The 15,321-nt window shown below is 65.6% G+C and carries 17 protein-coding genes; 3 read left to right on the forward strand and 14 right to left on the reverse strand.

From position 1 onward, the window contains the following. Positions 1-57 precede the first annotated feature (57 nt). Positions 58-561, reverse strand: coding sequence for an RT0821/Lpp0805 family surface protein (locus DW352_RS09920; protein ID WP_115690788.1), 504 nt, complete (start codon positions 559-561; stop codon positions 58-60). Positions 562-688: 127 nt separating this feature from the next. Between DW352_RS09920 and DW352_RS09925 the strand changes: the two genes are divergently transcribed. Further along, positions 689-1,690: a CorA family divalent cation transporter gene (locus DW352_RS09925; protein WP_115690790.1), complete on the forward strand. Its 1,002-nt coding sequence runs from the start codon at positions 689-691 to the stop codon at positions 1,688-1,690. On the opposite strand, the gene DW352_RS09930 is transcribed toward DW352_RS09925, so the two are convergent. The 12 genes from DW352_RS09930 to DW352_RS09975 form a co-directional block, all read right to left on the reverse strand. Further along, positions 1,687-3,066 carry a sensor histidine kinase gene (locus DW352_RS09930; RefSeq protein WP_115690792.1) on the reverse strand — a complete coding sequence of 460 codons (1,380 nt, stop codon included), beginning with the start codon at positions 3,064-3,066 and terminating at the stop codon, positions 1,687-1,689. The genes DW352_RS09925 and DW352_RS09930 overlap by 4 nt on opposite strands. Positions 3,067-3,075: 9 nt before the next feature. Next, positions 3,076-3,741, reverse strand: a complete 666-nt coding sequence (locus tag DW352_RS09935; protein WP_115690794.1) for a response regulator transcription factor — start codon at positions 3,739-3,741, stop codon at positions 3,076-3,078. A gap of 15 nt (positions 3,742-3,756) precedes the next feature. Continuing rightward, positions 3,757-4,077: a PepSY domain-containing protein gene (locus tag DW352_RS09940; RefSeq protein WP_115690796.1), complete on the reverse strand. Its 321-nt coding sequence runs from the start codon at positions 4,075-4,077 to the stop codon at positions 3,757-3,759. 105 nt (positions 4,078-4,182) lie between these two features. Continuing rightward, positions 4,183-6,501: a Tex family protein gene (locus DW352_RS09945; protein WP_115690798.1), complete on the reverse strand. Its 2,319-nt coding sequence runs from the start codon at positions 6,499-6,501 to the stop codon at positions 4,183-4,185. Between the two features lie 165 nt (positions 6,502-6,666). Continuing rightward, on the reverse strand, positions 6,667-7,674 hold the full coding sequence (locus DW352_RS09950) for a phage portal protein (protein ID WP_115690800.1): 1,008 nt from the start codon (positions 7,672-7,674) through the stop codon (positions 6,667-6,669). 74 nt (positions 7,675-7,748) lie between these two features. Continuing rightward, entirely contained in the window at positions 7,749-7,904 is a 156-nt protein-coding gene (locus DW352_RS27055) for a hypothetical protein (RefSeq protein ID WP_170153520.1), read from the reverse strand. A gap of 255 nt (positions 7,905-8,159) precedes the next feature. After that, the gene (locus DW352_RS27480; RefSeq protein ID WP_281011446.1) at positions 8,160-8,288 is read right to left on the reverse strand and encodes a hypothetical protein; all 129 of its coding nucleotides are present in this window, start codon (positions 8,286-8,288) and stop codon (positions 8,160-8,162) included. 64 nt (positions 8,289-8,352) lie between these two features. Beyond that, a complete protein-coding gene (locus tag DW352_RS09955) occupies positions 8,353-8,631 on the reverse strand; it encodes a DUF6894 family protein (RefSeq protein WP_115690802.1) in 279 nt (92 codons plus the stop codon). Positions 8,632-8,809: 178 nt separating this feature from the next. After that, positions 8,810-9,340, reverse strand: coding sequence for an HdeD family acid-resistance protein (locus DW352_RS09960; protein WP_245434391.1), 531 nt, complete (start codon positions 9,338-9,340; stop codon positions 8,810-8,812). A gap of 212 nt (positions 9,341-9,552) precedes the next feature. Further along, positions 9,553-11,199, reverse strand: coding sequence for an MFS transporter (locus DW352_RS09965; protein ID WP_245434392.1), 1,647 nt, complete (start codon positions 11,197-11,199; stop codon positions 9,553-9,555). Positions 11,200-11,238: 39 nt separating this feature from the next. Beyond that, on the reverse strand, positions 11,239-12,243 hold the full coding sequence (glsA, locus tag DW352_RS09970; protein WP_425374644.1) for a glutaminase A: 1,005 nt from the start codon (positions 12,241-12,243) through the stop codon (positions 11,239-11,241). Between the two features lie 363 nt (positions 12,244-12,606). Next, a complete protein-coding gene (locus DW352_RS09975; protein WP_281011447.1) occupies positions 12,607-12,987 on the reverse strand; it encodes a winged helix-turn-helix transcriptional regulator in 381 nt (126 codons plus the stop codon). A gap of 88 nt (positions 12,988-13,075) precedes the next feature. Here DW352_RS09975 and DW352_RS09980 point away from each other — a divergent pair, with 88 nt between their 5' ends. Beyond that, the gene (locus DW352_RS09980; protein WP_115690810.1) at positions 13,076-13,630 is read left to right on the forward strand and encodes an NADPH-dependent FMN reductase; all 555 of its coding nucleotides are present in this window, start codon (positions 13,076-13,078) and stop codon (positions 13,628-13,630) included. A gap of 38 nt (positions 13,631-13,668) precedes the next feature. Continuing rightward, positions 13,669-14,571, forward strand: coding sequence for a pirin family protein (locus DW352_RS09985; protein ID WP_115690812.1), 903 nt, complete (start codon positions 13,669-13,671; stop codon positions 14,569-14,571). A gap of 20 nt (positions 14,572-14,591) precedes the next feature. Here DW352_RS09985 and DW352_RS09990 read toward each other — a convergent pair whose 3' ends face one another. Beyond that, positions 14,592-15,320, reverse strand: a complete 729-nt coding sequence (locus DW352_RS09990) for an ABC transporter ATP-binding protein (protein WP_115690814.1) — start codon at positions 15,318-15,320, stop codon at positions 14,592-14,594. Position 15,321 lies beyond the last annotated feature (1 nt).

Consider the following 15,321-nt stretch of genomic DNA (forward strand, 5'->3'; position numbering starts at 1 on the left):
GACCTGGATAGCGCAGCGACGTTAAGAACGTTTTAAGGATGTCGAAAGGCGATGCGCTCAGCCGAGCGGCGTCCAGGAACCGTCCGGATTGCGGCAGGCCGTGCCGCGCGCCGTTTCCGGCCGGCCGTCGATGTAGATGGTATGCGTGTAAGACCGGCAGTTGCGGCCGGATTGCTGATAGGCCGGTCCCGGCACCACCGTGCCGTAGCGGCCGGAGTCGGGATTGCGCCACGACACCGCCGTGCCCGACGGGCTGCGCTCGAGCGCATCCATCTGCGCGGCATAAGCGCGCTGCCGGTCGGCGTCGTCGAGCGAGGCGCCGATGCGGTTGCCGATCAAGCCGCCCAGCAGACCGCCGATGGCGGCGCCCGCCAGCCGGTCGCCCGTGCCGCCGCCCGCCACGGCCGCGCCCAGCAGCGCGCCGGAGCCGGCGCCGAGCAGCGTGCCGGTGTTCTCGCGCGGCCCCGGGCCTGTTCCGTCCGGGCTGCCGGCGCAAGCGGTGAGCGTAGCCGCCAAACCCAAGGCAACAGCGATCCGCGTGGCGGACAGACGAACCGGCATCGAGAGCCCCCTTAGAGGATGGAATTCCTTTTGTTGAAGTCTAGCTTGAAGGGAGGATTGAGGCAAAACGGCGGCTCGCCGCAACCCCATCCCCGGCTTTGGCGTTGACCGCCGCAACAGTTCAGGGATGAGCGACTTGCTGAAGGCATATACGGTGAACGACGGCTCATTGCGTGAAGTCGATGGCGTCGTCGATGCCGCGGCTCTGCGCGAGGCCGCCTGGGTCGATTTGCGCCACGCCTCGGAAGAGGAGAAGTCGCTGGTCGAGCACGCGCTCGGGATCGAGACCTCACCGGTCAACGACTACGAACCATTCCAGGTCTCCAGCCATTTCAGCGTCACCGAGCAGCAGGTCACGCTGACCGGGCTCCTGCTGTCGGTGACGCCGGACGGCGAACCGCACCTCGTCAAGATCACTTTCGTTCGCACCAAGAATGTCCTGATCACGATCTCGGAGAGCGGCGCGCCGGGCGCCGCCGACATGGTCAAGGAATGCGAAGGCGCCCTGTCCAACCGCGCCGGGCGCGACGACATCTTCGCAATGCTTCTCGACATGATCGTCGATCACACCGACAACATCCTCGACAAGGTCGGCCACGATCTCGATCGCATCAATACGCTGGTCTTCCAGCATCACCTGACGACCAAGCGGCGACGGCTGTTGCAGGCTTCGCCGCGTCTGCGCAACCGCCAGCTCGAAAGCATTTTGACCGCGCTTGGGCCAAGCCGCGAGATTCTGGTGAAGCTCAGGCGCAGCGTGCTCAGCTTCCGCCGCATGATCGCGTTCCTGCGCGAGCAGGAGCTCGACAAGAAGCTGAGCGCCAACCTCGACACCTTCGAACGCGACCTCAAATCGATCGCCGAGGCGGAAAGCGATCTTTCGACCACCGCCGGCTTTCTGCTCGATGCCGTCGTCGGCTATATCGGGCTGTTGCAGAACAAGGTGATGAACGTGTTGACGCTGGTGGCAACCGTTCTGACCCCGCCGATGGTGATCGCCGGCATCTACGGCATGAACTTCAAGGGCATGCCGGAGCTGAACTGGACGTACGGCTATCCCTTCGCGCTGGGACTCATCCTCTTCTCGAGCGTCGCCGTCTTCCTTTGGATGCGCATGCGCGGACTCTAGCCCGCCGCCGGCAGCACCAGTTCCGCGCGCAGACCGCCGAGCGGCGCGCTGCCGAGATTGAGCGCGCCACGATAGAGCGCGGCGAGTTCGACCACGATCGACAGGCCGAGACCGGAGCCGGGCTTGGTCTCGTCGAGACGGCGGCCGCGCTTGGCCACCTGCTCGCGTTCCGACGGCGACAGGCCGCGGCCGTCATCGTCGACGATGACACGGATGCGGCGCTCTTCGCTGGCCGGATCGGGCTCGTCGCGCACGACTTCGATCGACACACGCGACGACGCCCACTTGCAGGCATTGTCGACGAGGTTGCCGACCATCTCTTCGAGGTCGTGGCGTTCGCCGCGGAAGCGAGCCTCGGCATCGGCGCGCACGTCGATCGCCAGGTTCTTGTCGCGGTAGATCTTCTCCATCGTGCGGGCGAGCGCGGTCACGACCGGCTCGACGTCGGTCACAGAGCCCACCACCGTCAGGCGCGCGGCAAGCCGCGCACGCTCGAGATGGCGCGTTACCTGGTCGCGCATGATGTCGGCCTGCTCGCGCACTTTCTGCGCCAGAGGATCGCCGGGCCGCGCATTCGCCTCGTTGACCATCACCGACAGCGGCGTCTTCAAGGCATGCGCCAGATTGCCGACATGCGTGCGCGCGCGCTCGACGATTTCCTTGTTGGCTTCGATCAACGCGTTGGTCTCGCGCGCGAGCGGCGCGATTTCCTCGGGGAATGTGCCGGCGAGGCGTTCGGCGGTGCCGGCGCGGATGGCGGCAAGGCCGGTGGTGATGCGCTTGAGCGGCGCGAGGCCGAACCGCACCTGGAACATCGTCGTCAGCAACAACACCACCGCGAGCAAGGTGAACGTCACGATCAACGCCTGATCGAACGACCGCGTTTCGTCGGCGATCTCGGCGGCGTCGCCGGCAACGGCAACGAGATAGTGTCCCTCGTCGCCGAGATCGATGTTGCGCTCGACGAGCCGCAGCCGCTGATCTTCCGGACCCGACACATAGCCTTGGCGCGAGCCATCCGGTCCCGGCGTGACGCCGAGATCCTGCAAATGCGGCAAGCCGCCGTCCCACAGCGAGCGCGACGCGCGCACATCGGTCTTGCCGGGATCGAGCCGCGTCACCTGCCAGTACCAGCCCGACAGCGGCAGTTCGAACAGCGGCTCGCCCAGCGACTGCGGAAACTTGCCGCTCGTGTCTTCGGGCGAAGCGAGATCGGCCACCAGCGTGCGCAGGTAGACGCCGAGCCTGCGATCGAAGGCGCGCTCGACGCCGTCGCGATAGAGCGACGACAGGATGACGCCGGTGATGGCGAGAATGACGACGGCCCAGGCCGAGGCCGAAAGAAACAGGCGTAGCGCGAGCGAGTTGGCGCGCATGACGATGCGTCAACCGCCGGGCGGCGCGAGCATGTAGCCGAGCCCACGCATCGTCTGGATGATATCGACGCCGAGCTTCTTGCGGATGCGGCCGACGAACACCTCGATGGTGTTCGAATCGCGGTCGAAATCCTGATCGTAGAGGTGCTCGACCAATTCGGTGCGCGAGACGACGCGGCCGGCGTGATGCATCAGATAGGCCAGCAGCCGGTATTCGTGGCTGGTGAGCTTCACCGGATTGCCGTCCACCGAGACGCGGCCGGTGCGGCTGTCGAGACGCACGGGACCGCACGTGAACTCGCTCTTGGCATGGCCGGCGGAGCGGCGCAGCAGCGCCCGCACGCGCGCCAGCACCTCCTCGAGATGGAACGGCTTGGCCACATAGTCGTCGGCGCCGGCGTCGAAGCCCTGCACCTTGTCGCTCCAGCGGTCGCGCGCGGTCAGCATCAGCACAGGCATCGCCCGGCCGGCCCGCCGCCACGCCTCGAGCACGGAGATGCCGTCCATTTTCGGCAGCCCGATGTCGAGAATCACCGCGTCGTAGGGTTCCGATTCGCCGAGATAGTGGCCTTCCTCGCCATCGAAGGCACGGTCGACCACGTAACCGGCTTCGGTGAGCGCGGTCGTGAGCTGGCGATTGAGGTCTGGATCGTCCTCGACAACGAGGAGGCGCAAAGCAGTCTTCTCCGGTCAACGACCGTTCATAAGCTCGCCATTGGCCGCGTCAACGGTCAGGCTGATCACTTTGCCATTGCGGGCCAGGAGAGTCAGCACGTAGTCGAGCCCCTCGCCCCGCCGGCAGAGCCGGACGCGCACCACCTCGCCGCGATGCCCTTTCGCGCGCAACCCTTTGATCACCTCGGCCAGGGGAACCGCGCGGTGCGCGGCGACCGCGGCGCGCTGTTCGGCTTTCGTCAGGCAAGCGCCGCGGAAGGCCGACGATTCGGCCGCCATCGTCGGCGTCGCGCCGAGCAGGCAAACGGCAATCATGAGCGCGCGGAGGGCCACCATGTGGCGGGATATAGGCGGCCCCCGGTGAACGTCGTCTGAACGAGCGGCGTTGAATCGCCCAATCGCTGTCACATTACCGCGCCCGCGCCCGCCCCACACACGTCGCTACCGCGTGCCGAGGCCCGCCCGCCGCAGCGCATCGGCCAGGGCCCCTCCCTGCGCGGCAGCCTTTTGACCCTGCCCGCCGAAGCTGCGTTGCTTTGGCACCGCGTCGCGGCTGGCGCCAGACGTGCGCGCGGCCTGGCTGCCGACCTCGTCGTCGAGCCTCAACGTCAGGCTGATCCGCTTGCGCGGCTTGTCGACGTCGAGCACCTTCACGCGCACGATATCGCCCGGCTTCACCACCTCGCGGGGATCTTTCACGAAGGTCTTCGACATCGCCGAAACGTGCACGAGCCCGTCCTGGTGCACGCCGATATCGACGAAGGCGCCGAAGGCCGCGACGTTGGTGACCACGCCCTCGAGGACCATGCCCTGCTTGAGGTCGTTGAGCGTCTCGACCCCTTCCTTGAACTCTGCCGTCTTGAAGGCCGGGCGCGGGTCGCGGCCCGGCTTCTCCAGTTCGCGCAGGATGTCCGTGACGGTGGGCAATCCGTATTTGTCGTCGACGAAGGACTTCGGCGACAGCGCGCGCAGCGCGGTGGCGTTGCCGATCATCGTATGGATGTCGCTCTTGGTGGCTTCGAGGATGCGGCGCACCAGCGGATAAGATTCGGGGTGCACGGCCGAGGCGTCGAGCGGATCCTCGCCACCGGTGATGCGCAGAAAGCCGGCGCATTGCTCGAACGCCTTCGGTCCGAGCCGCGGCACGTCCTTGAGCGCCTTGCGCGAGCGGAACGGCCCGTGCTCGTTGCGATAAGACACGATGCTGTGCGCGAGGCCCTGGCCGATGCCCGACACGCGCGACAACAGCGGCACCGACGCCGTGTTCAAATCCACGCCAACGCCGTTCACGCAGTCTTCAACCACGGCGCCGAGCGAACGCGACAGTTTGAACTCGCTGAGATCGTGCTGATACTGCCCGACGCCGATCGACTTCGGATCGATCTTCACCAATTCCGCGAGCGGATCCTGCAGGCGGCGCGCGATCGACACGGCGCCGCGCAAGGTGACGTCGAGTTCGGGCAGTTCTTCCGACGCATAAGCCGACGCCGAATAGACCGACGCGCCCGCCTCCGACACGACGATCTTGTGCAGCTTGAGATCGGCGAGGCCCTTGACGAGCTCGGTGGCGAGCTTGTCGGTCTCGCGCGAGGCCGTACCGTTGCCGATGGCGATCAGCTCCACCTTATGCTTGCGCACGAGGTTCGTCAGGATCGCCAGCGATTCATCCCAGCGCCGTTGCGGCTCATGCGGATAGATCGCGGTCGTGTCCACGACCTTGCCGGTCGCGTCGACCACGGCGACTTTCACGCCGGTGCGGAAGCCGGGATCGAGGCCGAGCGTCGGCCGCGCCCCGGCGGGCGCCGCCAGCAACAGGTCGCGCAGGTTGGAGGCGAAGACGCGCACGGCTTCTTCTTCGGCCGCGCCCCACAGCCGCAGCCGCAGATCGATCGACAAGGTCACGAAGATCTTGGTGCGCCAGGCCCAGCGCACGGTCTCGGCCAGCCATTTGTCGCCCGGCCGGCCCTGATCCGAAATGCCGTAGCTGCGCATGATGCGCAGCTCATAGGCGCTGACAACGTTGCGCGTCGCCGGATCGTCCGGCTCGACGGTGATGCTCAGCACTTCCTCGCGCTCGCCGCGGAACAGCGCCAGCACGCGGTGCGACGGCAGCTTGGTGAACGCTTCCGCGAAATCGAAGTAGTCGCTGAACTTGGCGCCCGCTTCGTTCTTGCCCTCGCGCACCGTCGACTTGAGCCGGCCATTGGCCCACAGCTCCTCGCGCAGCGCACCGATGAGGTCGGCGTTCTCGGCAAAGCGCTCGACGAGGATGGCGCGCGCGCCGTCCAGCGCCGCCGCGACGTCGGCGACATTCTTCTCGGCGGACACGTAAGGCGCGGCGCTCGCCGCCGGATCGTGCTGCGGCTCCGTCAGCAACAGATCGGCGAGCGGCTCGAGGCCCGCTTCCTTGGCGATCTCGGCCTTGGTGCGGCGCTTCGGCTTGTAAGGGAGATAGATATCTTCGAGGCGGCCTTTGCTGTCGGCGGCCATGATCGCCGCTTCCAGCTTGTCGTCGAGCTTGCCCTGCTCGCGCACGGAATCGAGGATGACTTTGCGCCGCTCTTCCAACTCGCGCAGATAACGCAGCCGCTCTTCGAGCGTGCGCAGTTGCGCGTCGTCGAGCGAGCCGGTGACTTCCTTACGATAGCGCGCGATGAACGGCACCGTGGCACCGCCGTCGAGCAGTTCGGTCGCGGCCGCGACTTGCGCTTCCTTGACCCCGAGTTCCGTGGCAATGCGAGCCTGAATGGACGGTAACAAAGCAAGCACCTCAGCACTGACGAGCCAGCCTGAATGCGCCGCCGGCTCAAGGGGGGCCGATATGGGCCGCGCGGTTTTGATTCTTCAAGCGCCGCAGCCGAGGTTATCCCGGTCCCCAGGCGACAGGCTCATATCTAGTTCGACGCCCGGCTGTCGCCACAGCATCTAGGCCTCGAAGCCGTCGAACGACGCGAATTCATCCACAGGCGCGCGCGGCGACCGCCATCGATTGATGGCCGCGTCCGCGTCGGCATAGCCCAAGGCCATCGCGAGCAGCATGGGCGGCACGCCGAACGCCAGCGCGATCTCGCGCGCCGCCGCGTGCCGCGCTTCCATGAAGTCCATGTCGTGCGGCGTCAGCGACATCGGCTTCCAATCGAGCCCGCCTTCCAGGATCAGCGGCCGGCCGGCATTGGCGGCGCCCTGATACTGCGTGTCGAGCTCGCGCTTGAGCCGTTCGAACTGATGGTCGGCGAGCACGTCGTTCTCGCCGGCGGCATAGACCAGCGCGCCCGACGGCCGCGCCGCGTTGTCGAGCAGAGCCTTGTTCCACCGGGCGGCCGCGTTGTGCATGTCGACCGCCACCGCTGCCGCTTCCATCGGCGAGAAGCCGTAGTAGTCGTCGACCGGATTGAACAGCGACAGCTGCAGGATCGGCGGCAGCGGCGCCTCCTGCGCGAAGCGCACCGTGGCGCCGCCGACGGTGTATTCATAACCTTGCGGCCAGCCGTCCGACCCCGGCACGACCTTCATGCGATCGGGCCGCAACGCGTGCAGCTCACGCACGTGTGGCGCCTCTTGCGCGTCCTGCGCCGGCAACGTCACCGCCTCGACATAGGCATTGCCGGCGAGCAGGAGATGCGAGGCGACGTTTTCGAGAAACGCCGCGCCGTCCTGGCGCGGGTTGGGCCGGGCGATGAGATCGAGAAGCGGATGAACGGTCAGTTCGCGCGCGCCGTCTTGGAGCATGAAGCTGAGGCCACCCACGCTCTCGGCGACGAGGCGCACCGCGCGATAGACGATGGCATTCTTCGTGTAGCCTTCGCGCGCGAGCGCGGCATAGTCGCGCGGCGTCCACCGCACCCTGCCGCCGCCATCAAGCGCGATGATACGCCCCACGCGCGAGGCTTTCCGCTCCGGCGACCGGAGCAGGGCTTTCAGTTGTGTGAACATGGTCGGAGGCCCCGTGCGCAGCGTGAACGCCCGCACTCATAAACGACAACGACGGCGACGCTCCGCCCGGCCGGTCACCCGCCCGAGAAGAACGCCATATAGACGATCGCGAACAGCACGATCACGCCGAGCGTGCCGGCCACCAGTACATAACGGACATTGTGCCCGGTGACGCCCTGGCGCGCTTCGGTCTTGTTCTCAACGATGCGGTTGCCTCGGACTTCGGGCATGATGACGTCCATTCCTCGCCGTTGCGGTCTCTCGACACCAACGCGAGCGATGGACTGCCGTTCCGCGCCGGAACCGCGTCATCTTGAACTGTTTGAACTGTTGGGATGCGCCGCCTGACCGGCCCGCAGCTTCGGGCCCAGTTCGGGAGCATGCGGAAAACATACCTGAGCAGCGTTACGCTGTCAATCCTATTAGGATTCTTTTTTAGGTTTTTTTCTCGGCGGCCACCGGCGCGGCGGTGCCCGGGCCGGTCGTCAGTTGACCTTGCCGGAATGGCACGACTGCGGACCGCTCTCCCACGGGAACGGATCGCATTTCGAGCAGGCGCCGAGCGAAAGGCCGGTGAGAACGAGGCAGAGGAAAACGACAAGGGACTTTGGCATGGGCCGCCTTATACCGCACCGACGGCCGCGGGGCGAGTGCCAAGTCCCCTCCCGGTCGCCTCGATCAGCGGCCGGATTGGCCGGACGCCGCATGCGGCAGCGCGACGTCCGCGCGCGGCTTCAGATCGAAGCCGATGACGAAGACCGTCCGGCCCACGGCATCCTTCACGGTCATGCTCCAGCCGGAGAGATCCTGAATGTAAGGATCGCACATTGCCGCTTTGAGATCGCGCACCTGCCGCGTGGCATGCGCACGCGCGGCATGCAGCCCGGGCAGGTCCTGACCCTGCGTATCACCGAATACACGATGCCCGTCGGTGAAATGAAAAAAGTAACGCGGCACGGCACCCTACCCAACGAACCGTCGCCCTAGCACCACCGCATGACAGCGCAGTTACAAGTACAAGTCTACCTCTACCGGCGTGACTGGCCGCGCGTGCTTAACAATATCTATCCGTGGCGGCCCGATGCCGCGGCGATGTCCGAAAATGAAGCGCTGCTGCCGTCGCCGGCAGCGCCATTCAGGCGGTCTGCATCGCCGGCCGAACGGCGAAGATCAGCCAGGCCACCCCATGGATGATGAGGTCGACGCCAAGCAGCGCGCCGAGCAGCCAGAGGCCGGAAGCCGGCCAACCGCTGAGGATGACGAGGCCGGCAAGCGCGCCGAACACGCCGGACAGCAGCATGATCCAATCGGGGCCGCCCGCCTTCGTGAAGGACAACCCGATGCGGAGCGCGCCCGAGGCGAGCAGCAGCAGACCGAAGATGTAGGTCAGCGTCAAAGCGCTAGACACCGGCTGCGACACCAGCATGAGGCCGAATGCCAGATACAGCACGCCGAGGATGATCTGCCAGGCAAAGCCGCCCCAGCCCTTGGTCCAGAAGGCGTGGATGATCTCGAAGCCGCCGGCGATGATCGCCATGACGCCGATGAAGAACACACTGAACAGCGTCGCGACGACCACATCGCCGAGCACCAGAATGCCGGCGGCGATCATCACGATGCCGAGCGTTGCACAAACCCATGGCGCCGGCGCACGAAGCGAGGCCATGGGCGTTCCAGACATATTGTTGACCGACATACCTTTCTCCTCTGCTTCAAAAACGATCGACCAAAACCCGCGTCGCCGGCCCGGCTCCGCGCCGCTTGCCGGGTTAGATCCGATGCCACGCGCAAACGCGCCGGCCATGGTGTTTCTGACGGGCGCTCGCCGGTCCATCGGGCGCCTGCACAGTCGCCCATCCAATGTTTGCGTTTCGCCCCTCAGCGCCCTTTCGCCTCATTCGGTTCATCGGCCGGAATCTCGCCGGGCCGGTAGTTCGGCAGGCGTCCCGCCGGAACGATGGTCACCAGCGACAGCATCGCCATCAGCAGCAAGCCGAGCTTCAGCGCGCGCAAGCGCGCCTCGGTGTTGACCCGGACCGCCTCGTTGACCTGCTCCGGCGTCGCCGTGGTGCGTTCAAGCGCGCTGCGCAGGCGGTCGTTGCTGATGAAGTTAATGTTGTCGAGGTCGACCTGCGCCTGCAGTTCGGGCGTGAGTTTCGGACTGGCGGCGATGCCGCCGAGCGCGATGGCGCTCAAGAGCCCGACCAGGAGCGCGCCGGCGACAGCCGTCCCGACCGCGGCCGCGAGATTGTTGGTCGTGCCGCGCAGCGATCCGACATCGCCAGCAAGCTCCTTCGGCGACGCCGTCACCAGCACGTTGAACAGCAGCGTCACGAGCGCGCCCTGCCCGATGCCGAACAGGATCAATCCGAATAACACCGGCACCTCGCTCCAGTCGTTGTGCACGACGAAGGCGAGCCACAACAGCGCGACCGTGCAGAGCGTGAAACCGTAGCGGCCTATCTGCCGCGGCGTGAGCTTGTCGTACAGCTTCACGATGAGCATCGCGGTGACGAACACGGTGAGATTGAACGGCATCATCGCGACCGCGGTCGCGATCGGACTGCGGCCCTGCACGATCTGAATGTAGAGCGGCACCGAGAAGTTGAGCGCGGCCTCCAGCGCGACGACGGAGAACATCGCGTAGACGGCGGCGCGCTCTTCCGGAGAGTCGATCACCTCGAGCGCGAGAAGCGGCGTCTTGCCCGCTGCCTGGCGCCTGTGCGTCCACATCAGGAACACCTGTCCGAGCACGATGCCGACCACGATCAGCACCGGCGCCGGCGACAGGCCGAAGAGGCTGAACGGCGCGTTCGGCGTCGCCACCGCGAGCCCCCATCCGTTCAGATTGTTGAAGCCGAAGCTGATGCAGATGATGGCGGCGGCGGCGAGAACGACGCCGACACCGTCAATCGTCACATCCTCCCGCCCCTCGTCCGGCCTCAGGCGGAAGCTCAGAAGAAAAACAATCGCCGATGCGGCGATCAGAATCCCGAACACCGGCCGCCACCCGACATAAGTGCCGAGGATGCCGCCGATGACGAAGGCCAGGACGCCGGCGGCGGCGCGCGCCGAACCCAACGCGCCGACGGCCGTCGCCTGCTGCCGTCCTTTATAGTTCTCGGCAATCAGCGCCACGAGCGACGGCACGATGACCGCGCCGGCCGCGCCGCACAGCGCCTGAGCGAAAATCATGAAGGCCGCGCTCGGACTGAAGGTCATCACGATCTGCGAGAGGCAGAACATGACAACGGCGGCGCGGAAGACGCGCGTCGCGCCATAACGCTGGCAGAGTTTGGCGCCGAGCATGACGAAGCCGGCGACCAGCATCGAATAGGCAACGATGCCGGTCGCGATCGTAGTCGGCGGCACGCCGAAGCTCTTCACCATCCCGCCCAGCGCGACCGGCAGAGACGCCACATTGAAAGACATGATCATCTGGCCGAGCGCGATGGCAATCATCGGCACCCAGGACGCGTGCGGCTCGGACCGGACGCCGGCGGTATGAATGACTTGGACCGACATGCCTTACCTCCACCTTTGCGCCGGCAAAGCCGCGGCGCGCTAGCCTTCCGCGGCTGAGACGAAGAGATCCATTCCCACGCTCTGCGAGATGAACTTGGCGGCGAGTTGGCCTTTGACACTGTTGCCGGCCGCATCGAGCCGCGGCGCGAACGTGCCCAGTCCGCCTTTCCCGGGAGACACCGCGACGATACCGCCGCCGATGCCGCTCTTGCCGGGAACGCCGATGTCGTACAGCCAATCGCCCGACGTCTCGTACAAGCCCGACGTCGCCATCACGACGAGCGCGTAATGGCAGACCGAGGCGTCGACGACGCGTTCCCTGGTGATCGGATTGACGCCGCCATCGGCGAGCGTCGCCCCCATGACGGCCAGATCCGTGGCGCTGACGTTCAGCGAGCACTGGCGCGTATAGAGATCGGTCGCCCGCACGGGATCGCAGTAGATGCGATCAAGACTCTGCAAGAGCCTGGCGATGCTGCGGTTGCGGAAATTGGTCGCCGACGCGGACGCATAGACTTCCTCATTCAGCGGCAAGGTCCGTCCGGCGAAGCGGCACAGGCCTTCGTAGAGGAAATCCCATTGATCGGCGACCGTCTCGCCTGGCGCCAGGCTGGTGGTGGCGATCGCGCCGGCGTTCACCATCGGATTCGTGCGACCGTCCCCCATCCTCTCGACAGCCGTGAGCGAATTGAAAGGGAAGCCGGTCGCGTTGGCGCCGATCTTCTTGCGTGCCTCCTCCGGTCCGATCTGCTCGCAGATCAATGCGAACACAAACGGCTTCGACACACTCATGATCGAAAATGCGTAATCGACGTCGCCCGCCGAATAGACACTGCCGTTCGTGCCGGCGATGCAGATGCCGAACAGATCCGACGGCACGCGCGCGAGCGCGGGATAAACCTGCGAGTTCTGGCCGTCCGTGTTTGATTTGAAGCGCGCATGCGCATCCGACACGAGCTTCTGCACCATGTCGGGATCGGGCAGACGGCCGGTCGACACATAAGAAGCTGGCGACAGGAAAGACGGCGACGTCGCTGTATCCACCGGAGCCTCCTCGCACAATGCAACACCTGCGTCGCACGGGAGCGCGGCGCCAGCGATCACTCGCGAGTCCATCGTCCGGTCGCTGAGGCTTTTTGTGCAGGCTCACTGCAAAGCGCGATCGCTTGTGATCGGCAGTGCTGCCTTTCTATCCACGATGGGCTCTTTATTAGCAGGCGCTCGATCGTGGTTATTGTCAAGCGCCGGCCGCGCACGACGCGGTGTTTAACGACCACACCAAAAAGCAGCGAAAATAAGCGCCATATTTTACGACCGCGCCCGGCCTTCGGCGCCAAGGCAATGCGCGCGCTCAAGCACGGAGCCCTGGACTACCGTCGCGGCGCAAGCGTCACGGCGGCGTAACGCTTACGCCGCGGACTTGCCTTCCGCCGTGTCGAAGCGCCGTCGCGCTTCTTCCATCGCCGGCCGGTTCTTGCGCGCCCAGGTGCTCAGGCTGTTGACCGGATCGAGCAGCGAGCAGCCGAGCGACGTGAGCTCGTATTCCACGCGCGGCGGGATGGTCGGATAGACCGTGCGTGTGACGAGGCCGTCGCGCTCCAGCGCGCGCAACGTCAACGTCAGCATGCGCTGCGAAATGCTGCCGAGCGCCTTGCGCAATTCGTTGAAACGCTTCGGCCCCTGCCCCAGCGTCGACACCACCAGCACCGTCCACTTGTCGCCGACGCGCGACAACACTTCGCTGATCGCGCGGCAGTCGCCGGGCTCATGCAGTTTACCGGGTAACACAGGTGTGCCTTCTTGCTTCTTTCGCCTAGTCATTTATCTAGCCCTGGTAACAAACCGTAACCTAAGCGGACCAGAGGTAAACACTCCCATGGCTAAACTCAAGCTCGGCGTCATCGTTGGCTCGAACCGCCGCGAATCCATCAACCGGCAGCTGGCGAACGCGTTGGCGAAGCTGGGCAGCGATGCTTTCGAGGTCAAATTCCTGCAGATTGACGATCTGCCGCTGTACAACCCCGACGACGAGGCCGCCTATCCGGCGCAGGCCCAGCGTTTGAAGAGCGACATCGAGGCGTCCGACGCGCTGCTCTTCGTCACGCCGGAATACGGCCGCACCTTCCCGACCGTGCTCAAGAACGCGCTCGACTGGGCGGCGCGGCCGTGGGGCAAGAACTCGTTCCCGGGCAAGCCGGGCGCCGTCATCGGCACCTCGGGCGGCGCGATCTCCTCGGCGCTGGCGCAGCATGCGCTGCGCGCCGTGCTTGGGACGCAAGGCGTGCATGTGATGGGCGGCGAAGCCTACATCCAGTTCAAGCCCGACCTCATCGATGCCGACGGCAACGTCACCGACGAGAACGTCACCGGCTTCCTCAAGGCCTATGTCGACAGCTTCGCCAGCTTCGCTGGCAAGCTCGCGGCGAAATAGAGTCCAAATAACCGACAAGTACCCGAAAGGATTTTTTCATGTCGATCCGACCCGTGAAGCGGATCGTTCAGTCGAAGCCGACCATGGAGGGCGCGGGGGTGAGACTCCGCCGCGCCTTCGGCTTCGGTGAGACGTCCGAGACCGATCCGTTCCTTCTGCTCGACGATTTCCGCAACGACCGGCCGGACGATTATCTCGCCGGCTTCCCATGGCATCCGCATCGCGGCATCGAAACCATCACCTATGTGCTGCATGGCACGGTGGAGCATGGCGACAGCCTCGGCAATCGCGGCGCGCTCGGCGCCGGCGACGTGCAATGGATGACGGCCGGCCGCGGCATCATGCATCAGGAGATGCCGCAGGGCGACGCCCAAGGCCGCATGCACGGCTTCCAGCTCTGGGCGAACCTGCCCTCTTCGCTGAAGATGACCGCGCCGCGCTATCAGGACGTCAAAGCAGCCGAGATCCCCGAGATCGTCGACGACGACGGCACGCGTGTGCGCATTGTCTGCGGCGAGTTCTGGGGCAAGAAAGGTCCGGTCGAGGGCGTCGCCGCCGACCCGCGCTATCTCGACGTCTTCGTGCCGGCGGGACAGCGCAAGACGCTGAAGGTCGAAGTCGAACGCCACGCTTTCGCTTATGTGTTCGAAGGCGACGGCAAGTTCGCCTCCGCCTCGAAGCCGCAAGGCGTGCTGACCGAAAAGCAGATCGACGGCGAGGAGATCGTGTTCCGCGAACCGGCCGGCGATCGCTCGCTCATCCTGTTCGACCGCGGCGACGAGGTCACGGTGCAGGCCGGCGACAAGGGCATCCGCTTCCTGCTGGTGTCCGGCAAGCCGCTCCAGGAGCCCGTCGCCTGGTACGGCCCGATCGTGATGAACACGCAGGCCGAGCTGCAGCAGGCGGTGAGCGAGCTGCGCAACGGCACGTTCATCAAGTAACCGATAGCGGCCGCGCGAGCCTAGACGGGCAGCGCGGCCGCTTTCGGCGCGGCCTCTGTTTCCAACCGCCCGTCGCGCAGCCGGAAAATATGGTCGAAGCGGTCGAGGATCATCTCGTCATGGGTGACGACGATGATCGCGGCTTGCTGGTCAACCGCGATCCTTCGCAACAAATCCATCACGATGCGCGCGCGCGCCGAATCGAGCGGCGCCGTCGGTTCGTCGGCAAGGATGATACGCGGCCTGTTGGCAAGCGCACGCGCGATCGCCACGCGCTGTGCCTCGCCACCCGAGAGCTGCCGCGGCATAGCATGCTTGCGGTGACCGACCTCCAGGTATTCGAGCAATTCCATTGCGCGCTTGCGCGCGGCGCCCGACGAATAGCCGGCAAGATCGAGCACCACCGCCACATTATCGGTGCCATCGAGAAACGGCAGCAGGTTTGGATACTGGAAGATAAACCCGATCTTGTCGAGCCGTAGCCGCCGCAAGTCGGCTTTGAGCCAATGGCCGTCATAAACCGTGTCGCCATCGAGCGTGAGACGGCCACTGCTCGGCTCCAGAATGCAAGCGATGCAGTGTAGCAGCGTGGTTTTACCCGAGCCGCTCGGCCCCATCAGCCCGACCACCTGGCCCGGAAACACTTCCATATTGATGTCGCGCAGCGCTTCGACGCGCGCCGTGCCTTCACCGAAGGACTTCGACAGGTGCTCAACGCGGACGACGGGCTGTAAGTTGACTTCGGCCATG

The sequence above is a fragment of the Pseudolabrys taiwanensis genome (assembly GCF_003367395.1).
Classification (GTDB): Bacteria; Pseudomonadota; Alphaproteobacteria; order Rhizobiales; family Xanthobacteraceae; genus Pseudolabrys; species Pseudolabrys taiwanensis.